Annotated in this window: 11 protein-coding genes, 2 pseudogenes and 1 riboswitch; of the genes and pseudogenes, 7 read left to right on the top strand and 6 right to left on the bottom strand. The window is 58.4% G+C overall.

Annotated elements, in window-relative coordinates; all coding sequences use genetic code 11:
• Positions 1-1650 precede the first annotated feature (1650 nt).
• Entirely contained in the window at positions 1651-3996 is a 2346-nt protein-coding gene (gene metE, locus ACE10W_RS06950) for a 5-methyltetrahydropteroyltriglutamate--homocysteine S-methyltransferase (protein WP_011084864.1), read from the bottom strand.
• A 100-nt stretch (positions 3997-4096) separates the two neighbouring features.
• A riboswitch (cobalamin riboswitch) is annotated at positions 4097-4299 on the bottom strand.
• Between the two features lie 351 nt (positions 4300-4650).
• Between metE and ACE10W_RS06945 the strand changes: the two genes are divergently transcribed.
• From ACE10W_RS06945 to ACE10W_RS06925, 5 genes are all read left to right on the top strand, one after another.
• The gene (locus tag ACE10W_RS06945) at positions 4651-4941 is read left to right on the top strand and encodes a hypothetical protein (RefSeq protein ID WP_131234261.1); all 291 of its coding nucleotides are present in this window, start codon (positions 4651-4653) and stop codon (positions 4939-4941) included.
• Positions 4942-5286: 345 nt separating this feature from the next.
• Positions 5287-6012, top strand: a complete 726-nt coding sequence (locus ACE10W_RS06940) for a hypothetical protein (protein ID WP_014497786.1) — start codon at positions 5287-5289, stop codon at positions 6010-6012.
• A gap of 1134 nt (positions 6013-7146) precedes the next feature.
• A complete protein-coding gene (locus tag ACE10W_RS06935) occupies positions 7147-7860 on the top strand; it encodes a thermonuclease family protein (protein ID WP_014497787.1) in 714 nt (237 codons plus the stop codon).
• Between the two features lie 8 nt (positions 7861-7868).
• Positions 7869-8612: a carbonic anhydrase gene (locus tag ACE10W_RS06930; RefSeq protein WP_026312601.1), complete on the top strand. Its 744-nt coding sequence runs from the start codon at positions 7869-7871 to the stop codon at positions 8610-8612.
• A 1896-nt stretch (positions 8613-10508) separates the two neighbouring features.
• Entirely contained in the window at positions 10509-11675 is a 1167-nt protein-coding gene (locus ACE10W_RS06925; RefSeq protein WP_014497789.1) for a flavin-dependent monooxygenase, read from the top strand.
• Between the two features lie 822 nt (positions 11676-12497).
• Here ACE10W_RS06925 and ACE10W_RS06920 read toward each other — a convergent pair.
• The gene (locus ACE10W_RS06920) at positions 12498-13145 is read right to left on the bottom strand and encodes an FkbM family methyltransferase (RefSeq protein ID WP_011084858.1); all 648 of its coding nucleotides are present in this window, start codon (positions 13143-13145) and stop codon (positions 12498-12500) included.
• 950 nt (positions 13146-14095) lie between these two features.
• Between ACE10W_RS06920 and ACE10W_RS06915 the strand changes: the two genes are divergently transcribed.
• Positions 14096-14410 (top strand): co-chaperone GroES, encoded by a 315-nt coding sequence (locus ACE10W_RS06915; protein ID WP_014497790.1) that lies wholly within the window; start codon positions 14096-14098, stop codon positions 14408-14410.
• An 84-nt stretch (positions 14411-14494) separates the two neighbouring features.
• A complete protein-coding gene (gene groL, locus ACE10W_RS06910) occupies positions 14495-16135 on the top strand; it encodes a chaperonin GroEL (protein WP_014497791.1) in 1641 nt (546 codons plus the stop codon).
• Between the two features lie 1239 nt (positions 16136-17374).
• On the opposite strand, the gene ACE10W_RS06905 is transcribed toward groL, so the two are convergent.
• From ACE10W_RS06905 to ltrA, 4 genes and pseudogenes are all read right to left on the bottom strand, one after another.
• Complete coding sequence (locus ACE10W_RS06905) at positions 17375-18271, bottom strand: YopT-type cysteine protease domain-containing protein (RefSeq protein WP_011084854.1); 897 nt, start codon at positions 18269-18271, stop codon at positions 17375-17377.
• 2104 nt (positions 18272-20375) lie between these two features.
• Positions 20376-21421: pseudogene (locus ACE10W_RS06900) on the bottom strand (IS110 family transposase).
• An 89-nt stretch (positions 21422-21510) separates the two neighbouring features.
• Positions 21511-22615, bottom strand: a pseudogene (locus ACE10W_RS06895) (IS3 family transposase).
• Between the two features lie 176 nt (positions 22616-22791).
• Positions 22792-24036 (bottom strand): group II intron reverse transcriptase/maturase, encoded by a 1245-nt coding sequence (gene ltrA / locus ACE10W_RS06890; RefSeq protein ID WP_014497798.1) that lies wholly within the window; start codon positions 24034-24036, stop codon positions 22792-22794.
• Positions 24037-25171: the final 1135 nt, after the last annotated feature.

The following is a 25171-nucleotide window of genomic DNA, read 5'->3' as shown; positions in this document are numbered from 1 at the left end:
CGGCAAGGCCACCGAGTGAAAGGCGAAGCATCAATTGACCGTCGGCGTGCACGGAGCAATGGCGAAAAGTTGTCCTAGCCATGGGCGTGGGTTGCACCTCAATTCAACGCGTTGGTCTGTTGCAGAGAACGCGAGGCGCTGGCTGAAGCGCGAGTTCGGAACATGTCGACGAGCGTCTGCGGCTGGTAGCGGTCACGAGCCTCCGATCCCGGACGCGCACAACTTTTTGACAAGCATCAATGCTGCAGCGGCTGCCTCTGATAGAAGTGGTCTTCTAGTAAGGTCAGACGCACGGCGGACCGAAATGCTTGACGCCCATGATGCTTTCTTGCCCGGGTACCCGCTGCCGTTCCTAGGACTGCTACCAGACGCAGCCGCAGCCGCGCGGCGGCCAATGACCGGCCACATGATAAATTGCGCCGACTTGCGACGGCATCTACTTTATCGGCCTGCGGGACGGCCCTGCTATGGGCTCAGAGCGATGCCGCCCATCTAACGGTGTTAAGAAAATGCGCGCGTGAGGGAGGCCCCCCACACACAACCAACACGATGACGCCGGAGGATAAGGAGATGTGTCTCACCAACAAGGGACGTGATATGACAGACGGCCGGACCATTTACCCTGCTCCGGGCCGGATTACTGGAGCTGGAGTCCAGTCTAACTTGTGCAGCACAGCTACAAATATCAACGGCCGAGGCCTTGAGCTGATCCAAATCAATTCGACCAAAGCTCAGATGTCGTTTCGTGGCGCAGATCTAAATATTTCAGTTCGCGAGCGGATCATGTTTCGTCACAACAGCGCATGGCCGATAGCCCTCCGCCGCGGCTGACGCGATCGAGAACGCGGGCCATCCGAACGTTATCGGCTTGGGCCCGTCCGCGCAGAACCCAAGCGATGTGCGCGGTGTTAACAAGGTTATCTGAATTTGTCACCCCGCAGCTATGAACACCGCCCAGCATCTAATGATCTGACATGGGAGCAGCTTGGAAAGGCGCCGCCCTTCGATCAGGATCTGGAGATTGCCGTGATCGAGGGTAATTCAATTCACCGGGTGGTCTTTCCTTGCCGCCGGATCTTCGGCGGATGGATCAACGCGAATACCGGAGAGCAAATCGCTGTGCGGCCGACGCATTGGCGTATCTGGCCCGGATAGCCGTTATTCCAAATGGATTGGCGTGAGTTGGGGTACGGAGTGCCTTTGACGTCCTCTCTTCGGAAACTATCTAGCGTGGATTGATTGAGGGAGCCTGACGGCATCTCCGAGCGGACCGAATCCGCGCCGGTGCCTTGCGGTGTCCGTCAAGCATTAGTTTTCTCATTGCTGTCGCGGCCGTTGCCAACGTGCCCATGAGCGACAAATCACAGCCTAGACGGCCGCGTACCATGGCATGATTGAGCTGCGGCACTTCTGCTTGAATGGGTCGCAGATTTTCGGCGAATGTCGTCGCCTTGATCGAGCAGCCGGCAATTCTCCCGCGGCCGACGAAACTAGCGTAACGCGTCACCATCTTTTCTCCGAGACCGTACCTTCCCCGGTCCACGAAGTGGACCGGGCATTTTGTCAGCGGCAAGGATAGCCTCGATAATGTGGAAAGCGTAAATCACCATAACCCAATTAGCTTTGTCGAGAACAGACCGGAGCTCGGGATCAACGGATTTGCGGATCGGATGCAGCGCGCAGTTCGCGCGCGGCAGCGACCATGTTGGCGAGCGCAGGCCGAACCTCCTCCCATTTGCGCGTTTTTAGGCCGCAGTCCGGATTGACCCAGAGCTGAGAATCCTGCAAGCGCGTCCGAGCTAGCACGATCAGCTCCTTCATTTCGTCCGTCTCGGGAACGCGCGGAGAGTGAATGTCGTACACGCCCGGTCCGATTTGATTTGGATATTCGTACCTCCTGAACGCATCCAGCAGCTCCATTTTCGATCGCGACGTCTCGATTGAAATGACATCCGCATCCATTGCAGCGATCGCACCGATGATGTCGTTAAACTCTGAGTAGCACATATGTGTATGGATTTGCGTTTGATCGGTAACGCCCGATGAGCAGATGCGGAAGCAATCTCCGGCCCAATCGAGATATGCCTTCCAGTCCGACCGGCGCAATGGCAATCCTTCGCGAAGTGCAGCTTCGTCGATCTGTATCATCGCCGCACCGGCATTCTCGAGATCGCGGACTTCATCGCGCATCGCGAGCGCAAGCTGACGGCAGACCTCGCTTCTAGGAATATCATCGCGAACAAACGACCAGTTCAGGATCGTCACCGGTCCGGTCAACATCGCCTTCATCGGCTTACTAGTTAGTGATTGCGCGTAGCGCCACCATTCCACGGTGATCGGCTTCGGCCGCACTACATCGCCAAACAGGATCGGGGGCCTAACGCAGCGCGAACCATAGGACTGAACCCATCCATTCCTTGTAAATGCGAAGCCGGCGAGTTGCTCGCTGAAGTACTGCACCATGTCATTACGCTCGAATTCGCCATGAACGAGGACGTCAAGACCGATGTCCTCCTGCCAACGTACGGCGCGGGCTATCTCCTCTTTGAGGAACCTGTCGTATTGCTCCTCGCTCATCGCACCTCGCGCATGCGCCGCGCGAGCATTTCGCACCGCTGTGGTCTGCGGAAACGATCCTATCGTCGTGGTGGGAAAAGCCGGTAGTCCAAAGCGTTCCCTTTGGATCTCGGAACGACGGGCAAACGGGGTGGCGCGCTGGCGCATCGTCTGATCGATCGCCCTCATTCGGACAGCGACGTTGGCATTATGGATCTTCGGCGAGGTCCGGCGGGCAGTCGCAGCGCATTCCGACTCGGCAAGAGCTAGCCCAACATTCTGGTCGCCTGCGAGTACCCGCGCCAGGATCGCAAGCTCACGCATCTTCTGAACCGAGAAAGCAAGCCAGCTCTTGACGTCGGACGCGAGCCCGGTCTCGAGTTCAACATCGACCGGCACGTGAAGCAGCGAGCAGGATGGAGCGAGCTGTACACGGTGCCTGCCAAGCTTCGCAATCGAGGGCTTCAGCCGCTGACGGAGCGACGGCAAGTTCGACCGCCACACATTCCGGCCGTCGATGACACCGAGCGACATGACGAGATCACTTCGGCCGTCAGCAACGATCTGATCCAATAGTTCTGGCGCTCGAACCAAATCGACGTGCAGACCGGAAATTGGCAGGCTCAAGGCAGTATCCAGATTGTCGCCTAGGGCGCCGAAATAGCTCGCAAGCATGATCTTGATAGCGGGTCCCTCCTTTGCGAACCGGTTATAGGCGTGCAGCAACGAATTTCGCGCCGCCTCATCCAGATCAAGGACCAGGCAGGGCTCGTCAAACTGGACCCAACTTGCCCCTCGTTTGGCTAATTCATGCAGAAGGTCGATATAGACGGGTATCAGATCATCGAGGAGAGAGAGGGGCTGGAACGCACTATCGGTACTCTTGCCGAGCTTTAAAAATGTGACCGGCCCGATCAGGACAGGGCGGGTCTGAAAGCCAAGAGCCCTCGCTTCCTCATACTCTTCGACGGGTTTGCGAGAGCACAGTCTGAACGCCTGTCCCCGGTAAAACTCAGGAACCATGTAGTGGTAGTTGGTATCGAACCACTTGGTCATTTCCTGCGCGGGCACGCCAGATCCCCGCGGGCTCTGGGCGCAACTCGCATCCTGCTCGCCGCATTGCGATCCGCGGGCCATGGCGAAGTACGTTTGGAGCGAAACGGATTCTCCGTTCGCGGCGTAGATCTCCGGGATTGCGCCAACCATGACGCTTGTATCGAGCACCTGATCATACAGCGAGAAGTCGTTTGACGGAATGATCGTGACGCCGAGCGATTTTTGACGAGCCCAGTTCGCTGCGCGTAGGCCGAATGCGTCTTCGTGCAACTGCTGTTCACTAATCTTTCCAGCCCAGTAGCTTTCTAGAGCGAGCTTGAGCTCACGCCTTGGGCCGATGCGTGGCGTTCCGAGCGTAGCAACTGGAAGAGAGAGAGGAGACATAGCGTTAACCCCTGTTGGGGACAAAGGCCATGGCGGACGCAGGCAGGAGAAGTCGCGCGTGCGACGGCTGCTTGGCGCACCACCGAGACACCCCGCCCGTGGACCAATATATTGTCGGGGCCGGTCTCCTGGCTTGCTGGTCATCGCTGCTGTCCGGCCTTCCCGAAGCCGTGCAGGCTTCAGCGACATCGTCGGACAGCGGCTCGCCGCTCACAGTTGCGGGGGCAGAGCCGGCATTTGCACCGGCTTCCCTCTTAGCTCCGGATCAATGGGAACCGGAGAACCTCGACGACTTGGATTATCGGCAGGAGAACTCTTCCGTCAACCTCTCAGATTATGTGCAAGCTAATCTGCGACATCCGCTAGCCGAATGACCGTGCATCTCTGTGACTTCACCATCTAGAAACATTCTCTCATCAGAGATGCCATAATCAGACATATCCTTCTCAGATGCCGGATAAGCATCGGAGCTGCCTTGAGGCGGAGCCGCACGCTAAATTGATGAAAGGGACAGAAGCAGCCTGCCGGCGGGAGTACCGACGTTATATCAGAGCGCTTTCAATGCGGCTTTGCGATTTCCAGAGGTTCGCCCAGCACCTCAGCTAGCCAGCTCTTCGCTCAACTAAAGGATCTGCGGCGAATAGGCCAAGGCACGTGGCGAAATTTAGCAACTGGCGAGGGGTTGATTTGCGTGCCACCCAGACTTCAGAGCTGGGATCAAGCCGGCTTGGTGCTTGGCAATCACGCAGCTCGAACGCGGGCGGCACGATAGCGAACCACACAGCTCAATGGCGGCAAACCCACTTCCGTCCACAGGCATCCGGCATCGAGGCGTTCAACTCTTCTGCTAAATATCCGGTGCGGGACATGGATGCACAAGCTGCGGCGGATACGCCAAACAGAAACATCGAAAACATGCAAAGGTCGGAAAGTCGACAAGAGTGACACAAACTCCGTGAAATTTTCCGCCTATTGCCTGGCACGAAGAATGCAGACCCTCGGAATGCCCAGTCTCCTCCTCTGGGCAGGTCCAGCTCAGCCAATTGACGCAGTCGCTGCCGGGGAAGTTAGCTGCGCATGACATAGAGGGGAGCGCCTGCTCGCGCGGGACAGCTAGCGGGTGCATCCCCGTAAACTTCTTGCGATGGCATAGCAGGTTCGAGGTTGCCTGCTTCACAAGATATTTGGATGAAACGCGATAGGCCGAGGGTTATGAAGAGAATGCCTGGAAGACCCGCGCTATGGCTTAGCGTGGTCGGATTTTTAATCTGCCTCGCCTGGCCGGCTGCCATGAGCAATAATATTCGGGCCAGCGACAGTCCCCTGGTCGAACGACTGAAGTCAACTTGGCGAGCGCAAGATGGTGAGACGATAGAACAAATTATCTCCAATGTCTCGAAGGTGGCACAGTTCGTGCCTCAAATGTGGGGCGTTGTTGAACTTGGCCAAAACGACTTTATTTTCGTTTCGTGGACCAGACACCGGGACAACAAATCGGACGAACAGTACGTTATCGCCTGGAAGATCGCCCTCGACGGCACGCTTGAACTTGCGTCGACTTATGCGAAGCCGATGGAATTGGGCTGGCGCGCCCTGGCGCTCTCCCTAATCGCCAGTGAAGTCGCAGATGGCGAAAGGGACGCAAATCTTCGCTTTCTGCATGATCCGGCCAACTTCAACTTTGTGACTACCCCGCAAGGCCGGCTCGGCGATCTTCTGCGGCAGGGCCGCTGCACTATCATTGAACCAGTTGGAGTGGACTACTTACCGAAGCGGAATGATAAACCGGCCGAGAAGGGTGGCGTGTGGCGCGTTCTGCTCTTGGTGAATTGTAGTATCCAAGGACCACGTTATTTTACACACAACGGGGTCATCACTTTCGAGAAGAGAGAAGGACAGGATTGGGAGCCACAATCCTCCTTTGCCAAACGCATCGCGAAATTTCCCCCTGGCTCCTGGTTCCAACGCACCGAGCCAAAAGAAGAGGAAGACTTAGGAGAGCCAAGGCCTGAGTAAACCGCCGCAGAGCAACATCTTGCCGCAGTGGCGGAGCGCCTCGAACCTATTGCAAGACATACGCGCTCTACACTTGCTTTGTTTTAGCATCCGCAACGGTCCGGGTGCCTTTCTCGCAGCAGTCCGTCCCGTCGCAAGAAGGTCGGGCCGCGCGATTCCGTTTGTTCCGCCTAGTGTCAGCGGCGCGCACGAGCTTGCGAGATGTGGTTTTCCCGCCTTCACTCCACCCGGTGTGAGGACATCAGTTTGCGTAGCAACGTCGAAGGCACCAGGAAATGAGTGCTGAGACGAAGCCGGCGAGGAAGTTACCGGAAACCGTTCACCGGTAGCAACCCAGCATACCGCTGGGCGCTTGCGCATTTCGGAGCGTGCAGACCGGGAAGCTCAGAGCCGTACGCAAGAACGTCGAGGACCAGACTGGCTCGGCCCTAGCTTATCTGGCACCCATTCGTCTGCACGTCATAGATCCGGATTTCGAAGCATGGAAAACACTTCTATAACTGTGCTCCACCTGCCCTGGTCGACATCAACGATCATCCTGCCGGGCGGAAAAGGCATCGGATTTGCGCGGTTTGCTCGCGCAAGGAGCTAAGTTATGCGCGGGCGTCTACGCTGAACTCCATTGCGTCTTCTTCTAAATCGGTCAGAGCGAGCCAGACAAGATTTTTCACATCTTTTCGTGTGAAATGCGAAATTTCATCGCAGAACCGTCGGCAGCGGCAAGATTGCCGCTGGGAGCCGTGGCCGACCAGAACAAGGTTGCTCCTCAACGCCTGACTCCACCGCGAGCGCCGGCGCTTCATAGTCGGTCTCCTTTTTTGCAAAACACAACATTCCGGGGTTCGGGTTTGTTCAGCATCGCCCGTTCGGCCCGCCCGCGAGGATTTCCCCCTCAGGTGGAGGGTACAGCGCGGTCCTAGTGAGAGAGCCGATGCTCGAAGAATACCGCCGCCCGCCCCGAAGAAATCACTTGATCCTTACGCAGCGTCAGGCCGTAGGTTCGCGTTCCGGCGAAGCGCTCATAGAGCGCTCGGAAATGCCGGCGGAATAACGCACATAATGCTGTCAAGCAGTCGAATGTATCGGCACCGTATCGTGCGTGAAACGTGGATCAGGAGCGAAAGGTTATTGTCGGTGAACCGCGGAATTATGTTCGCATTGCTCGCTCTCGTCACATCTCCGGTCTGCGCCGCGACGCTCAGCGGTGCTCCGCGCATCCTCGACGGCAATACGATCGAGATCGAGAAAACCAACGTTCGGCTCTCAGGCATCGAAGCTCCTGAGACGGACCAGATTTGTCTCGACACCAACGGTCGCAAATGGGCCTGCGGCGTAGCTGCTCGCGACGAGCTTATCAAGCATTCAAATGGGCGAACCTGGGATTGTCACACCCAGAGAGTCGATGAGTACAGACGAGCCCTCGGTAACTGCTTCATCGAAGGCGAGAATGTGAATGTCTGGATGGTACGCTCGGGCTGGGCACTATCGGCTGCTGCATCTCACGCTGTCTATGAGTTGTCGGCAAGCACAGCCCATGCCGGACTGTGGTCGGGAGCGTTCATCGCTCCGTGGGACTGGCCTCGCCGCAATAAGGGCACGATGATCATCGGCGCGTGGTCGGTTCCGATCGACGCGCAGGAAGTACTGCTCGGATCAGTCCTGCTGTCGGAACCACCGTCCCCCGAGTGCCTGATAAAAGGCACTGTCGAGCGCAGCGGCGAGCGGATTTATCACCTGCCAGGGCAAGCCAGCTACGAACTAATCGATATGACGAAGAAGCGCAGCGAACGCTGGCTTTGTAGCGAAGCGGAAGCCGAAGCCACCGGGTGGCGTAAGGCCGTGCGATGAGGCGACACATGCATGCAGCCAATTCTCCAAATATGAACCATTTAACCAGCACTGCGCGTTCGCGCCGTTCGCTGTTGTTGTTTGCTGCTTCGACAGTTTTCCTACGATTCGGCAATAAAATTGCCGATGCAAGGGAAGCAAAAGGCACGCCCAAGCCAGATAACCTGCTGTCGCCAGATGCTGCCCTGAAGCGGCTGCTGATGGGAAACGATCGTTATGTCCAGGGTACATCGCGAGCCGACGATTTCAGGCGCGAGCGTTCGGCTTTGGTCGAAGGCCAAAATCCATATGCGGCGGTTTTGAGCTGCGCCGACTCTCGCGTGGCGCCCGAACTTGTGTTCGACAGCGGGCTCGGTGATCTGTTTGTCTGCCGCGTCGCCGGCAACTTCGCTAATGATGATACGCTCGCCAGTATGGAATATGCGGTCGCAGTACTGAACACGCCGCTAATCCTCGTACTAGGCCACGATCATTGCGGCGCGATAGACGCTACGATCAAGTCGCTCCATCAAGATAAGCCGCCGCCAGGGCACATTTCATCCCTGGTGACCGCACTTGCTCCCGCGGTGAACGCATCTCTAGGGCAAGCCGGCGATATATCCGCCCACGCAACCCGAAAAAATGTGATCGACAATGTGAACAAACTCAGATCGACGGGCCCGATTCTGACGGCTGCAGTTGAGCAGAACCGGCTGAAAGTCGTCGGAGGCCTGTATCGGATCGGCACCGGTAAGGTCGATATTGTCAGCTGACGCTAGCACATTCACACCCGAGGCGAATCATCTGCCGTGTGATACGGCCCTTCCGTTCCGCTGTTTGGTCCACCGTCTGCGACAAATGCCCCGGATACCATCCGCTCCATAATAATGATCACTTCGGGAAGTCCTTCGGTATGCGTGGCGTCTTGATTCTCCTCATGTTCTACCTACTCATGTTAGCAACACGCGGCGAGCATCAAGAAACGCACCTAACGCGTCCGACAGCGTTCATGCCTCCATATTGAGTTGCAAACCCAATAGCGTGGTTCCGGTAGCAGATAGCGATGAAGCGCATTGCCTGGCTGTGAACTCCAGAGCCGGCGACGATCCTGAGATCTTCTAGCTCCGATCGAGCACGCCATGAATGGTGTTGCTTTATCACCAAGCTCAGCCAGGGCTGCAGATCACATAGAACAACCAGCAGGACTGCCATCATTCGTTATGATAGTCTCGTTCGCCGCCAAGGACCCGGCCCGCAATGATAAGGCCGTTGAAAGCATGGTTGTTTTCACCACGATCTCGCATGCGCTGCCTGATATTGCACACAGTCGCGCGACCCGCCCGCTTTGGACAATTTACTATCCGTCCTCCATAACGAGTTCGACACGAGACGAAACTGGCAGCTCGCAAATTGCATAGCGTGTACGCGAAACCCATCAGGTTGTTAGTCGCTGCGGACACAGTAAGTTGTGCCAGATTTGTCCGCCCAGGCGAATACCAGAACAATGATTCAAATGTTGCGCACCGCGTCTGCCAGCCAGAAATCATCTAACACCCGATAGATTTGGCAAGCAAGCTCTTCAACCACGGCGTCGCTCAGTAGGAAACAGAAGACTAGCTTCAGAACGTGGATCCCTCATCAGTCGTAACGCTCGTGGCGCAGGCATGCTGCGCGAATTTGGCAAGCTCGGCCAAAATCTCAGCATTGGAAAACCGCCGAAGAGGGAGGCGCCGGCGGCTGCAAAAGAGGTCGACAGGTCAGAATTCTGCCCGAATTTCTTGCGTCCTGTAGGACAGAAGGTAGACGGCTCGTGTGCTGCAACGAGCCTCCTAAGCTCCCCGGGGCCTCTTCGAAGCGCGCCTTGTCTTTGCTTGCATGAGCCGGGTACTCTTGCAGTGCCTCGAACAGATTTGATCGCGTAATTCAGCGTCTTGAGCTCCGTGCGTTTGCTGAACACCAGCTGTCTGGAGGTCCGCTTCTAACCAGGCGCTCCCCGCAGTCGCACGAACAGCTATTGGGCTGTTGGTAGCATCGGGAGATCGGAGCGGGTCTTAATTTTGGCACTAACGTTGAATCTGGCCGGTCGGCGATCGAGGTCCGCTTCTGTCGGTTTGCTTGCGGCTTGTTGAGTCAATGACATTGGCGGAAAGTATACACGAAGACACGAGCATGTGTGGCACGGCGCGGCGGAATGATCTCGCGAGATTCGGACAAGGCCGGCAGACATGCTTAATGGCACGCCGATTGCTGAGACGATGGAAAACTAAGTCGCAGGCTTGAGCGCCCTCCCGAGCATAGCTCAGGAACTCCAAACTTGGCTCGACCCGGCTTGTCCGACGTATGAGCACACGTCCATGGAGAAGACATGACATCGCATGCCCCCCCGACCAGCCGCCGGAGATCCAGCCCGGCAACCACGGGCCGATGTCGCGCCGCCGTCTACCGGCTGTTTTGCCGGCCAGCCTCCATGCAACGGCAACAGCTACATCTCAGTCTGGCTTCCCGGCCCTTAAATTGGGAAGCTACCGTGCGCAATCTCATGCAAGCGATATCAACTGCGACAGCTCTGAGAATGTCCTCCAGCCGGTATCGTATCACCCAGCTTCGCCCCGTGCGCAGTCAATGGCTGACGCACGACCATGGTCGGCACAAGACGCGGAGGACGATCTATGAACGCTTCACCCGAAAAGCAATGTCCTGTATCCCACACCGCGGCTGCGACCTGGGATAATCTGTCGCCGCTACTTGTCGAGATCCGTGCGCGTCGCAACGAGTTTGGCCCCGCGCAGGAAATTCCAAAAGAGATCATCGACGGCTTCAGGCGCATCGGTATCTATCGGGCTATGGTCGCGAAGCGATTCGGCGGCGAGGAGCGAACACCAGCCGAATTTTGCCGCCAGATCGAGCGCATCTCCGAGGCCGACGGATCCGCCGGTTGGGTCGCCAGCTTCGGGGATGGAGCTCGCTACCTCGCTGCTCTTCCGGACGACACGCTTCGAAAAGTGTACGCCAATGGACCTGACGTCGTATTGGCGGGTGCGCTCTTCCCGCTCCAGCCCGCCAGGCGATGCGCCGGCGGATTTGTCGTGAACGGCGTGTGGCCATTCGCTAGCGGCTCGCCCGGGGCGGATTTGATAGGAGTTGGTATAAAACTGGAAGACGATCCGGCCGGAGACCTCCCGCGTGTAGCGGTGATTCCGGCAGAGAAGGTGACAATCCGGCCCAATTGGGACGTCATCGGACTACGAGGCACCGGAAGCCACGACGTTGTCGTCAGCGACGTCATTGTGCCAGAGCAATGGACCTTGATCCGCGGCGGTCCGGCAACACTTGATGGGCCGATCTATCGTTATCCGTCCGTCGCTTTCGCTGCGCAGGCGCATGCGGTCGTCGGCATCGGGATTGCGCGAGCCGCAATAGACGAGGTGATCGCCATGGCCGGAAGCCGCGCCTCGATCACTGGAGCGCCCGTGATGGCTGAGCGCGGCTATGTCCAACTTGAAATCGCCAAAGCCGAATCTATGCTACGTTCCGCTCGTTCCTTCTTTTACGAGGCCACGGAAGAGCTGTGGAAGCAAGCGCTCACGGGCGGGGTAAATCTGAGCACCACGATGCAAGTGCGGCTCGCCGCGACGAACGCCGCGCGGCAGGGCGCTGAGGTCTGCAGGATCTCGAGCGGTCTTGCTGGAACTGAGGCGCTCTATACCAGCAGCAACCTAGCACGCGCCATGTGCGACAGCTTCGTGGTTGCCCAGCACGCAGCTTTAAACGAGGGAACGCTTCAGAGTGCTGGCCTCGCCCTGCTCGGAACTGCAATACAGCCCGGCTTTCCATGAAGTAAAGGGATCAGGCGCGGGCAAACCACAGGCCACGCGAATGGATTGCCGAGCGGGATCGACCTGAATTTCTGCGCAACGGCAACCCACGAACTTTCCAAATCACCGAGCGACGGGGCTCGACTCTCACGGGCTGTGCCGCCTGGGCGCACCGTGCAGCACTGCACGGCGCAATATCCTGGCACTCAACCTTGCGCTTATCGATGCGGCACGCCGACACTGGCAAGGGCAGTACGACATTGATGTGAAGCGTACCGTGCACCTCCATCGGAATGATGGATCAATCTGGCTCTTGGCCGCGGCTGGCGGATCGGCATCGACGGCGCGGAAGAGACGCTGCGGCCGCATGAGATCGCGCATCGCCTAACCGGCCATCTTCCGGCTGAAGAGACCCATGTCAGCCCTCCAATACAGCCAGCCCTCTGCCGTTGGGATGGAGTGACATTAGCAAGCTAGACCGGTTTGGGGCGCGCCGATGAGGCCGCGCGATGGTTTGGCGTGATCGGCAGTAGATCCTGGCGACTGCCGGTAGAGCGGAACCGACGAAGCGACGTCATGAATGTGCGAACGCCTTGCTGCTACATCGGCTGTTCGATCGCCACGGCACCACGGCCTTAGCTCCTCAGGATCGGATGGACCCGCTGACTACCATGGCGCTGGCCGCTCCCTATGGACCGGCTGGCGTTCACGCCGGCTCGAAACCGCACACCAATCGGGCTAACGATAGCCGCCCGCCTTGACGATCACCGTTGTGCAGCTACGGCCATCACAGAGTACGCTGATCAGGCGCTGCATGAATGAGACGCTAGATCTGAGTAGCTGCTAGACACGCGTATTCCTGAGCAATACATCACCTTCCACTGCGCGCGGATAGTGAGCCGCCACTTCAAATGATGGCAATGAGCTAAGAATGGCTTGCAGGCTCAACTGCCCTTCGTAGAGCTCGCGATCACTATATTCGGTGTAGATGAAGCGCGTGTTGCTCAAGGTCCGCATGCCGCCGGCGATAACGTCGGCTTCGGCTCCCTGAACGTCCATCCAGATGAAATCGACTCCGTCCAATTTGGCTTCGCTGCACCAGTCGTCCAGCCGCCGTGTTTCAACCGAGACAGGCCGATCAAACCGGACCCAATCATACTCGGTAAGATGGTTCTTTGGGCGGCGTATTGAGCCGGACAGGTCCCAATCTTTCGCATCCCCATCTGCATTACTCGGATGGAAGTCGATCGTCCCGTTTCGGTCGCTGATGGCGATTTCTAGCAGCTTCACCTTATTGAGGGATGGACCGAGCTTCTTCTTGAAGCGCGCGATCGCTCGGGGGTCGGGCTCAAAGCAGTAAAGCTCGGGTTGCGGGCACAGCTCGAGGAACTTTTGCGTATCAGTCCCATCATTGCAGCCAATATCCAGGATGACGGGATTCGGCTTCTGCAGAAGTGAGACGATGTGCTGATGTACTTCTACGGATGACACAGATGCTCTTCCATGGTGCGCGGAGATCGGATGAATTTCGACTTGGAAGCCGATCACACGCCGGAAGCAGCTGCACAACGTATATCAAGGTATATTGCTCTTATATCCGCCAATCCCTTCGATCCTCGACAGCTGTTTGGATGCCATCGACATCAAGTAGAGGGAATCTATCGAGCACCTCGCGATGCAATCTCGACCCTATCGCCGGAAAATGCGGCCTCAGTGAGTTAGATCGCCGTCCTGGCTTTTCGCCGGCCGAAAGAACGCTTTCGTTCAAGCGCCACCTGCCGGATATGATCTATGGCACGTGCCGAGCAGAGTGGCCCCTTATGCATAGCAACAGCCCCTCATCTCGATGACAATTGCGCAAAAATGTGCGCTGTCGGCTGATGGCCGCCATCTCAGATAGTAGCTCCCGTCAATCTCTTCCGCGGAATCGCCGGCGAGGAACGCGGCCGGTGAAAGCACCGCGGTGCGCGATGTCCGGCGCAATCAAGCTTTCGCGGCGCGCGCAAATTTCTTCAAGTGCTGCCGGCACGATGACCAGGGTGAAGTCAGTAGGGTTTGAGCACCGCCGCTGGACACCGTTTGTGGACCGCACGCTTTGCCCGCCACAGCTGCTAGATGGTGCCGTCAGGCAATCATGTGCAATGCCAGCACCGCCGCCAACACGCGAGGCCTTTCGACCTGTTCAACGACCACCGGAGCAACGTTGAAGTCTTCCCGGGATCAATGCAGTATTCGAAGAAACGCAATGTCATTTTCACGACAGCCGGGCGGGCTGGTGCACCTCTGCGCGTTTGCTTCTGGACAACACAATCGCAGCCGCTGAATGCTTCAGCAGTACTGGAAGGGCAGATCGCTTAGCGCATTTCTGGCCTGACTCTTGCTACGGGCTGCTTGTCACATTGTGCCTAACTTCAACTTGTTCACACGCTCAGGAGACCTCTATGAAATTCCGTCCGCTTCACGACCGCGTCGTGGTCAAGCGCATCGACGCAGAAGAGAAGACCGCCGGCGGCATCATCATCCCCGACACTGCCAAGGAAAAGCCATCGCAGGGCGAAGTCGTTGCAGTTGGCCCGGGAGGCCGCGATGATAGCGGCAAGCTAATTCCGATCGACATCGAAGTCGGTGATCGCGTGCTGTTTGGCAAGTGGTCCGGCACCGAGGTCAAGATCGATGGGCAAGACCTGTTGATTATGAAGGAGAGCGACGTGATGGGTGTTCTCACCGATGTCTTCTCCAAGAAGAAAGCCGCCTAATTCACAGCTCGCAGCTCACCCCTCCTGAGGAGAGCCCATCGGGCGCGCCAAAGGATGAATTAATAGGGACTGAAGGAATTTTGTATGTCAGCCAAAGAAGTGAAGTTCGGAGTAGACGCGCGGGACCGTATGCTGCGCGGTGTCGACATTCTCGCCAACGCCGTGCAGGTCACGCTCGGTCCAAAAGGCCGCAACGTCGTGCTCGACAAGTCGTTCGGCGCACCTCGAATTACCAAGGACGGCGTTGCAGTCGCCAAGGAGATCGAGCTCGACGACAAGTTCGAGAACATGGGTGCCCAGATGGTGCGTGAGGTCGCTTCGAAGGCTGCGGATGCTGCTGGCGACGGTACCACCACCGCGACCGTCCTGGCCGCTGCGATTGTGCGAGAAGGCGCCAAGTCGGTTGCCGCCGGCATGAACCCGATGGACCTCAAGCGCGGTATCGACCTTGCGGTCGAGGCTGTGGTTGCGGACCTTCAGAAGAACTCCAAGAAGGTCACCTCGAATGAGGAGATCGCCCAGGTCGGCGCAATTTCGGCTAACGGCGACCAGGAGATCGGCAAATTCCTCGCCGACGCGGTGAAGAAGGTCGGCAACGAGGGTGTCATCACCGTCGAGGAAGCCAAATCGCTCGAGACCGAGCTCGACGTCGTCGAGGGCATGCAGTTCGACCGCGGCTACATCTCGCCCTACTTCGTCACCAACGCCGACAAGATGCGCGTTGAGATGGACGACGCCTACATCCTCATCAACGAGAAGAAGCTCTCCTCGCTGAACGAGCTGCTGCCGCTGCTCGAGGCCGTGGTGCAGACCGGCAAGCCGCTGGTCATCGTCGCCGAGGACGTCGAAGGCGAAGCGCTCGCGACCCTGGTCGTGAACCGTCTCCGTGGCGGCTTGAAGGTCGCGGCCGTCAAGGCTCCGGGCTTCGGCGATCGCCGCAAGGCCATGCTGCAGGACATCGCGATCCTGACCGGCGGCCAGGCGATCTCGGAAGATCTCGGCATCAAGCTCGAGAACGTCACGCTCAACATGCTCGGTCGCGCCAAGAAGGTGATGATCGACAAGGAGAACACCACGATCGTCAACGGCGCCGGCAAGAAGGCCGACATCGAGGCGCGCGTGGCCCAGATCAAGGCGCAGATCGAGGAGACCACCTCGGACTACGACCGTGAGAAGCTCCAGGAGCGTCTCGCCAAGCTCGCAGGCGGCGTCGCGGTGATCCGCGTCGGCGGCGCGACCGAGGTCGAGGTGAAGGAGCGCAAGGATCGCGTCGATGACGCGATGCATGCGACCCGCGCGGCAGTCGAGGAAGGCATCGTCCCGGGTGGCGGCGTCGCCCTGCTCCGTGCCTCCGAGCAGCTCAAGGGTCTGCGCACCGAGAACGACGACCAGAAGACCGGCGTCGAGATTGTGCGTAAGGCGCTGTCCTGGCCGGCCCGCCAGATCGCAATCAACGCCGGCGAGGACGGTTCGATCGTAGTCGGCAAGGTCCTCGACAACGAGCAGTACTCTTTTGGTTTCGACGCCCAGACAGGCGAGTACAGCAACCTCGTTTCCAAGGGTATCATTGACCCGGCCAAGGTCGTGCGCATCGCGGTCCAGAACGCCTCTTCGGTGGCCGGGCTGCTGATCACGACGGAAGCGATGGTTGCCGAGCTGCCGAAGAAGGCTACGGCTGGTCCAGCAATGCCTGCGGCCCCCGGCATGGGCGGTATGGACTTCTGATCGGCCTCCTTAAATTCTCGATGGCATGCAAAACCCTGGCGATAATGTCAGGGTTTTTTGCAGCGAGCGGTCTGTAGCCTGCCAGTCGACGAAGAATACAGCCCATGGGCCTATCGGCCTATCCATGTGCGCGGCGGCAGGCCCCGGCTCAACTTGCTTGTGACCGTTCCTTGGCGGCGACAGGACCGCGTCCGGCACGACGCGCTGAGGGGATGGAATGTGTCTATGCTAACGATATTTTACGTTGGTCGTCCACTAGGCAGATGGCTGGGTGCTAGGCAGCAGGGCATGAACCCGCGCAGGCGCTCTCGCCGGATGCATGCCGTCGGGTTCGTCAGCTTTTGGACAGCTATTCGGTGTACAATGACTCTTGAAGTTAGCGGCGCGTGGTAGGGACAGCGCTCGCCCCGAGTATGCGTGGGGATTTCGGCGCCGAGTCACGCTCCTGCTAACTTCAACCAGTCGCGCATGCGCGGCAGAGACAGCGTCTGATCCATCCACCCGACCAGCGCCCCCGCTGCTTCCCGCGTAATCGGATCCACGCTACCGGGCGCCGGTCATCCGAATTAGCTAAATACCCCCCATGCGAGCGCTCCGCGCAGGAACTCCTCGTCCAAACTTCGCGATGTCACTCGCACTATTCGGCACTTTAATCCGTGAAAGAGTGCTCCAGCTCGGCGCACAATTCCATTGAGAAGCTTGGAACAACACAGCGCTGCAATATCACTGAGTCAGATCGCGGATGAGGTCCTCACCGAAGCCGTCAATCAAGTCCAGCGACGAGAGAAGGCGGATTGTCGCGGAGCTCGTGGCGAGCGATGACTGGCTTTGAGGCGCCGGTGCGACGGCAAGCCGATGCCCCCGGCAGCAGCTATTTGGTTGGTGAGCTCACTATAAAAGCGGCTGGCGGTGATTCCGAAGCAGATCGGCTCCAGCTAGTGCCGACTCTGTGGATGCTTGGTTGCCGACCGGCCCCCTGAGCGCGATTGGGCGTCGGGTAACGCAACCCTACGAGGAGGTTAGCCTAACGGGCCGCCGGTCCGGCCTGAGAGGAAGCGCAGGCGATTGCTCTGACACGCGATGGCGCGGGGCTCACAAACCTCAGTGACCGGCGAACCTATGTCGCTAAACATTCCCCTCTCTGCACTACTTCCAGAGAACTTCCATCGAGAGCATCGATTGAACATCCACAGAAACCGCGGCGGGTGAAACAAGGCGGGCGATGCGGCTGCCTCGTGTCTACCGATGAGGTTCCGCGCGCGGGAATAGGGCAAGGTCCGTTGCATTGGGATGCCCATACCTGATCCTTTGTGTGACGACCGCCGAAATATCACGTTTGTTCAGGGTGCTATAGCGCTCGGCAAGACTCTTAAACAACCCTCCGACCCGATCTGACGGAACAGTAAATTCGCCATAGTTAGGATCAGAGAGGATCGTCGTTCCATTCGACGTTGCCGTTGCAATCGTGTGGGTGCCGGCGCCAGGTTGGACGAATTTCAAGCTGACCAAATGGACGGATGGATCCTGCGCAAGCTCGTTTACGATCTTGTCGATGCACGAAGATGTACCAAACCTATATCGCGTCTCTTCAGCAGATGGTTCTAGGCCGGCGTCACGCAAGATTGTGCTTTTTGCCTGGAAATTGTGAGACCCTTCCGCCTTATCCTCTTTCAATTGAGTCTTAAGCTTTTCAGACTGTTCCTGCCGTCTTGCCGCCGAGCGGTGATTTTCCGTGCCCGGGAGCAGAACCCCCATTCGGGAGGAAGCGCTGCTTGGGAGATCAAGGAGCCACTCCGCGGCCAATCCAACACAGATTCCACTGACATTGGCTTGGGGCAATTCCGCCGTCCTGTAATCGAACAGAGGACGGACAGGGCTAGTGGCAACGGATAACTCGGAGCTGGAGGACAGAGAGGATGTGCTGAGGCCCGAGGTGTTTGAACTATCATCGATTGCATCTGAGGTATGCGGCTTGCTGAAGCAGAGCCCCATTCTATCGAACAATTCGCCGGGCGCCAGGCTCTCCAGCCGCGCGATTTCGGTGAGTGTTTGGGCACATTCGCTACCGTCTGCGGGCCAACTCGATTCCTCAGCTTGCTCAGTATGTGCGTATTCGCCATCGACTCGATTATACATGCTGGTTCACCGGCTTCTTCCGCGTGCGTCTCCTCAGAGGGCGCGCTGCTCACATCTTGCCTGCGACCGATATCGCGGCAAACTGACGAGGAGCTGGCCACCACACAAGCTTAGGGAAGCTATCGCCGTCATGGCAAATTGGCTGTGCGACAGTCCCAGCTTCCGGGCGCTGCTGCAGGTGTGAGGCGGTGGCCGACCAGCTAGTGACTCTTGCACAGTGAAAGAGGTCGCGCTCGTGTAATTTCAGCTTCAGTCAGGATGATGGCTGCGTTAGACGATGCCTTCACCAAACCAGGCTCGGTCGTGGGCTTGAGATCGATCTCACCCTCATCGTGCCGCGCCGCCCGGCGCCCAAAACTTCGCCTCCAAAGAGCGCGCAATTCGCGTCCCCAGTTCGCCCCGTGATCGGCTATCAGCGAGCGAGATGCTGTTGTTCGCTCTGAGGCTGCTCCTGTTTGACAGCGGCATTTCATCTCAGCCCGCCTTGCACGCCGCAACGGCCGAGCGAGCCTGACATACACCCGCTTCTCATCGGGACGCCGAACCGGTGCTTGTGCACCCGCTCGGCCTCACCTTGTGCTCGGATATTGTAAACTCAGTCCGTCATGCTGTCGCGCTCATCCGCGCGAACAACGTTGCCGCATCTGAGGGACTCAATCCAACGACGCCTACGAAGCTCGGAGACGGCATCGGAATGTCTCGATAAATGGGTCTCCACAAATGAAGGCAATATCGGCTGTTATTCACATAACGCGAATGTGGCGGATGCAGTTGCATGACGCACTCTTCTTCATCCCAGAACATGTCTTTGACAAAGCACATCTCCTCCCAGTTTGGACAACGCCGCGGTGTCGAAACAGCGACATGCTCCCACCCAGGACGGACAAATGCACTTATCTTTAGTTCACACCCGCAAGGCCCCTGCACAAAGAAGAGACCGCAAGGGCCTGATCCCGGAGCAGTCGCGAACCGGCCATGCTGCACCCGGCCCGCCTCCAGCTTGTCTACCACCTGCGCTCGCACGCCCGCTCCTTTGCCTCTCGGATAGCCCTGAACTCTACGTAGAGGACGTTGTCGCGCAACAAGTCAACCTCCGCGATTCTCGGCCCAGCTTTCCTGAACCACTCTACAACGCACCATCCGCAAAAGCGGTAGATGTCTATCATCACTCACGCTCCTCTAGTTATGCCTCTGGTGCTCGAATTGCGCTCGGTGCCGCCGGTTGCCTGAGGACGGGCGGCGGCACGATCTGTACGTTGAGTTAGGCGACCCGCCGATCGAATCTTCCCGCTACTTATGTAAGTCCGCCATTGAGCCTCTCCGCGGCGAAGCAGTCTTGATCGGTGCCAGGCATTCACTGCTCATCGCCGGCAGAGCGCACATCACGCTTGAGCATGCGAAGTCGGCGGCTCTTGAGGCCTCATCTCGTCTTCAATGAATTGTCCCTCATCATGCCATGCTCTCCTATTGGCGGCGGAATCCAGACTTCATGATGCTCGCAGTTGCCGCACCAGATAGCTCCGGGCGACATTGCTGCTTCTGCGGGAGTGTACTTGATCCCTTGCGGCCTTCTCGCAAAGGCTGAACAGTCCTAATGCGTCAATTATGTGAAAACCATTCAGTTTTATGGCGTCCAAATCGGCTCGTACATAGCCGCAGACGTCTGGAATGCACTTCTTAGCTGGCACATCCAGCGGACCGCTGCGACCTCGATCGTCAGCTAACGGTCAGGAACAATGATTAACCGATCTCATTGGCTGCCACTGCAAATATCGCTCGATTTATAGGCCTCACTAAGATGCGGCCCTTAACGCGTTGGCTACGTGACCTTGCCCCCATATGTGGAACGGCCCGCGAGGCAAGAGCTTTTTCAGTCGATTTCACACATTGGAACGGTGCGGTCATATGTCCGGCCTTTGCGCGCGGCACAATATGGCCGCTGGCCTCGATGAGATCCGCGGAACGAGGAGCTAAATCAAGTTTACGCGCTTGAGCGCATTGGGGGCAGTAGCTTCACTCGTTTCGGGATTTCGTCCCATGGGTTCATCGCCTGTTGTTGCACCTCGCCCTCTGCCGGCCTGCGCCGGTCAGATCGTTTTGGCGGTCACTGCGTCACCGCGGCAATCGCCAATGGGTCGGGACGCCGATAAATTTCACCCTTGTCCAGGAGCGCCCAGATGATCCGCGCCGTCTTATTGGCCTGCGCGACGGCGGCAACCTTGAAGGGGCGTCTGGCGAGAAGCGCCTTCAGCCACGGCCGCGCCCGAACGTCGTTTCGGACAAGCCGCAAGACGGCCGTTGCCCCGACAACGAGGATAGAGCGGAGTTCTGGATTTCCCATCTTCGATATTCGTCCCAACCGCTCTTTGCCTCCGCTTGAATGAGGCCGCGGCGTCAATCCCAGCCAGGCGGCAAAGTGGCGAGCCGACTTGAACCCGCCGGGATCCGGCACAAGCGCTTTGATGGTCGCCGCCGTAATGGCGCCGACGCCAGGGATCGTGGTCAACCGACGCATGTCCTTCGTCGTGCTTGGCCTCCGCGACGATTGCGCGCTCGAGCCTCTCGATCTGGTCGGCTGAAGCTTCAATCTCGTCGGCAATAGCCATCAGCGCGAAGCGCGCTGCTGCGGGCAGGCGTGCATCTGTCTCATCCCGTATGATTGCGACCAGCGCCTCAACCTTTGCCAGGCCGGCGGTGGCGATGATCCCCAATTCTGCCAGATGCGCGCGCAACGCGTTGACCGATTGCGTTCGCTGCCGCACTAGAAGAGCGCGGGGTCTTCAGCACCATCGCGGCAGCCTGTTGCTCAGCCGTCTTAATCGGCACGAAGCGCATGGTCTTTCGGGTCACCGCTTCGCTGATGGCCTCAGCGTCCGCCGAATCCGTCTTGCCACGCTTGACGAAGGGTTTGACATAAGCCGGCGGAATGAGCCGGACCTCATGACCGAGAGCTGCGATCTCGCGCGCCCAATAGTGGGCGCTACCGCATGCTTCCATCCCCACCAGGCATGCTGGCAGCTTCTCAAAGAAACGCAGAACTTCGCTGCGCCGTAGCTTCCGGTTGAACACGGGTGAGCCCTCGGCATCCGCCCCGTGAACCTGGAAAACGTGCTTGGCCAGATCCAGCCCGATGGTGATAACCTGTTTCACGGAACGGTCCCTCCTTTGTGGCGTTCGAACAACGACCACGTTCTAGCACTTTGATGCTGTTGGAGCGGGCCGTTCCACCACATCAAGTTTTATCCGGTCCTGAGTTCGCCCCGGCTGTTGGATTTGCTCGGTTGGGCGGTGGCAGCGGCGGGAGCTGGCGCGGAGCCATCGGCATAGCGCAGCGCCAGATCCCGTCGCGGGTTGCAGGTGAAGGCAAACTCCGATGGTGTTTTCCATCCGAGTTGCGAGTGAGGTCGCGTATCGTTGTAGTCGGCCCGCCAATGTCCGAGTTCGACGCGGGCCTGGGCCAGCGACGTGAACAGCGTCTCGTTCAACAATTCGTCTCGGAGACAGCCATTGAAGCTTTCGATGAAGGCATTCTGCGTCGGCTTGCGGGGCGCGATGTAATGCCAGTCGACACGGCTCTGGTCGGCCCATGTCAGGATGGCGTTGCTGGTCAATTCGATGCCGTTGTCGCTGACCACCATTTTGGGCTTGCCGCGCTCAATCATCAGCCGGTCCAGCTCCCGCGCCACACGGGTGCCGGAGAGTGAGGTGTCGGCCACCAACGCCAGGCATTCGCGCGTGCACTCGTCGACCACGGTCAGGATGCGGAAGCGGCGGCCATCGGTGAGCTGGTCCGAGACGAAGTCGAGCGACCAGCGGTCATTCGGCGCTATCGGCACCACCATCGGCGCCCTGGTCCCGAGCGCCCGCTTGCGGCCACCACGGCGACGGACCGCGAGCCTCTCTTCCCGGTAGAGCCGGAACAGTTTCTTGTGGTTGACCAGATAGCCCTCCCGCCTGAGCAGAACATGCAGGCGCCGATAGCCGAAGCGACGGCGCACCTCGGCAATCGCTCTCATGCGTTGGCGTAGGGCCGCGTCGTCCGCCCGGGTCGTCCGATATCTGATGGTCATGCGGCAACAGCCGATGGCTTTACACGCCCGCCGTTCGCTCATCCCGTGGGCGTCCACGATCGGCCAAAAGCCGCTTCAGCCGCGTGTTCTCATCCTCCAGCGTCCTCAGCCGCTTGGCCTCCGAGACCTCCATCCCGCCAAACTTGGCTTTCCATTTGTAGATGCTGGCATCGCTGACGCCGTGCTTCCGGCACAGATCGGCAACCGACACGCCAGCTTCGTACTCCTTCAAAATCCCGATGATCTGCTCTTCCGTAAAGCGGCTGCGCTTCATGCTCTGGTCCTCATATCGGCCAGAGCGAACTTCAATCTGGATTAAGTCCACGGGGCAAGGTCATACGGCATGACGCTCGCGAGGCGCTCACCTTTTGCTGTCGAGTAGGCCGAGGGAGTTTCACCCTCGGCCGCTCACAGATCCGGACGTGATACTCTCGCATCATCCGGCTCCTGTTATCCAACCGTAGCCCGTCCAAGCTTTTGCCAATGGACAAAGAGCTTTGGATTTTGCTTCGCCATCTCGTTGAGTTTCCGCAACGACCGTCCCCGATGGCCCTTCAGTTGCTTGTACTTGCACCGAAGCCACGCGCCGAGGCGCTCATCGAAGTACTCATAGAGCCTACGCAGTTCCGTCGGGTAGAATCGCCCGTAGTATTGATCCCAGCCCCGAAGGACGGGGCTGAGACTACGCGCGATGTCTTCAAGCGGAAGCGGCGAGTGCTGAGGCAAGCGCCATCCTCGAATGCGAGCCCTCATCTCCTTGAGAGAGTTCGGACTCACGCCCGGAAGGAAGCAGGTGAAGATCCTGCCCCACCGGTTCTTCGCCATACGGGGGCGGAAGCTAAAGCCCAGGAAGTCAAAATGGATCTGCGGGTAGGACCGCCGTCGATTGCTGTCAGCGCAGTAGACCACTTTAGTCTTCTCCGGATGCAGCAATAAATGGCAGTCAGCAAACCGTCGTTCCAGCGCCGATTTGAGTTCCTCCGCTTCCTGCCGCGTGCGGCAATGGCAGATGATGTCGTCGGCGTAGCGTTCGAACGGAATGTGGGGATAAGACCCCTTCATCCAAACATCGAACACGTAGTGCAGGAACAAGTTTGCCAGGATTGGACTGACCACACCCCCTTGAGACCTGCCTGTCGTCCTCGCCCGAACCGATCCATCGGGCATCTCGACCGGAGCCTTAAGCCACCGCTCAATGTAGAGCCGGATCCAGTCAGCTTTCGTGTGTCGATAGACCGCGCGCATCAAGAGTTCATGATCGATCGTGTCGAAAAAGCTCTTGATGTCGAGATCTACGACCCAGTCGTGCTGCCAGCACCGCTTACGCGCCTGCTCTATGGCCTGATGGGCCGATTTTCCGGGCCTGTAGCCGTAGGAGTCCGGATCAAATTCTCCATCCAACACCGGCTCCAGACACCGTTTGACCACCATCTGGGCGATACGGTCCGCGACCGTCGGTATGCCAAGAGGACGAATCCCACCGCCGGCCTTAGGAATCTCGACCCGCCGCACTGGTGGCGGGAAGTAACTTCCTGACACCAACCGATTCCACAGCCGGTAGCGGTGGTTCTCAAGATCGCCGGCAAAGTCTTCGAGACTCTGGCCATCGACGCCCGCCGCCTTTCCCTTCTTCACAAGCTTATAGGCTTCCCACACCATCCGCTTGGTGATGGGCAACGGTTTGCCGGAGTTCACCGTGCTCCTCCCGGTCTTCCCGGTTGGCGCAGTGACGCCGGCAGGATAACGCAACCCCTTTGCTCCACGGCCATTACAGCCGCTTCCTCACTATTACGGGTTGCTCCGCCCCTGACGCATTGCGTCAGGTTCCGACGTTCCGTGTTGAAGCCTGTGACGAGATCATGCCGCCTATGCACCGGCTGCCGCGTGGGCCGTAAACAGGCTCCGCCCACACTCCTCCGAGCGCTACTACCCCACGCCCGTCTTGACAGCATCTTGAACCCATTTCGATACGTCATCGGCGGTTCGCTTGCACTCATCTTCTTGTCACTTACCTGACGGTTTCATTCACCGCCTTTTTCCTCATCGCTCACCACCGCGCCTTTTGAACGCGGCAGCATGAGGTGGTTTGAAGCCTGCCCCTGAAGGCCGGCTCCGGGAGGCCAAACTCCCATCTTCAACACAGCATCACCGGCGTCGCCGCCGGTGTTCGTTGCACACGGTAATGCGGGTTTTGTTTCCGACAGGAATGTCGCGACTCCGACGTCGCGCAGCGGCTCCGTTTGACCAACCCATCAAATGAAAGGCGCTGCCGACAGTTCTACCTTCTGGCATGTAGCTTGCTGCGTGGGCCGAACGCGACCTTGCCGTTCCGAAGATACACGAGCAATCAATCGGCCGAGTGGTCGCGACGCAACGAACATCGTTTCTCCTACCGCCCTATGAAGAGAGGACTGCTAGCTTATGAGTGATAGGAGGCATGCAAAGCTTGGCATATTTCTGTTGGCCGGCGCTCAGCGCAATGAGACGTACATTCGCGCGCAACAAAGCCCCCAATGATCAAGCATTTCGGCGCCGATCGTCCCTCCTTGCAACCGCAGAGAAGGTGGAACTGGGAGCTCCTCGTCGCACTTCTCATAAATGCGGTGCTTTGGGCTGGAATCTACTTGGTCATCACAGCCTTCTTCTGACAGCCTCCCGTGCATGGCGACCGCGCGAGGCTTCTAGGGCCTATCGCATGCTGCAGCCGCCACGGCTGCGAATAACCTGATGCCGGCGCGCAATTCGCGCTGCGACCTGGATTTAGAGTGCGCTGTTCCGGCGACCGCAATAGGAATTCCGACGCATAACCCAGATGTCTGAAATGAAAGAC

It is taken from the genome of Bradyrhizobium sp. B025, from assembly GCF_042257955.1.
Classification (GTDB): Bacteria; Pseudomonadota; Alphaproteobacteria; order Rhizobiales; family Xanthobacteraceae; genus Bradyrhizobium; species Bradyrhizobium diazoefficiens.
The sequence above is the reverse complement of the archived record's forward strand: the minus strand, read 5'-3'. Positions and strand labels throughout refer to the sequence as shown.

Excerpts from the sequence above, each read along its gene's own strand:
- ACE10W_RS06905 (WP_011084854.1), bottom strand. The coding sequence starts at position 18,271 with ATGTATAATCGAGTCGATGGCGAATACGCACATACTGAGCAAGCTGAG.
- ACE10W_RS06915 (WP_014497790.1), top strand. The coding sequence starts at position 14,096 with ATGAAATTCCGTCCGCTTCACGACCGCGTCGTGGTCAAGCGCATCGAC.
- groL (WP_014497791.1), top strand. The coding sequence starts at position 14,495 with ATGTCAGCCAAAGAAGTGAAGTTCGGAGTAGACGCGCGGGACCGTATG.
- ACE10W_RS06940 (WP_014497786.1), top strand. The coding sequence starts at position 5,287 with ATGAGCAATAATATTCGGGCCAGCGACAGTCCCCTGGTCGAACGACTG.
- metE (WP_011084864.1), bottom strand. The coding sequence starts at position 3,996 with ATGTCTCCTCTCTCTCTTCCAGTTGCTACGCTCGGAACGCCACGCATC.
- ACE10W_RS06930 (WP_026312601.1), top strand. The coding sequence starts at position 7,869 with ATGCATGCAGCCAATTCTCCAAATATGAACCATTTAACCAGCACTGCG.
- ACE10W_RS06925 (WP_014497789.1), top strand. The coding sequence starts at position 10,509 with ATGAACGCTTCACCCGAAAAGCAATGTCCTGTATCCCACACCGCGGCT.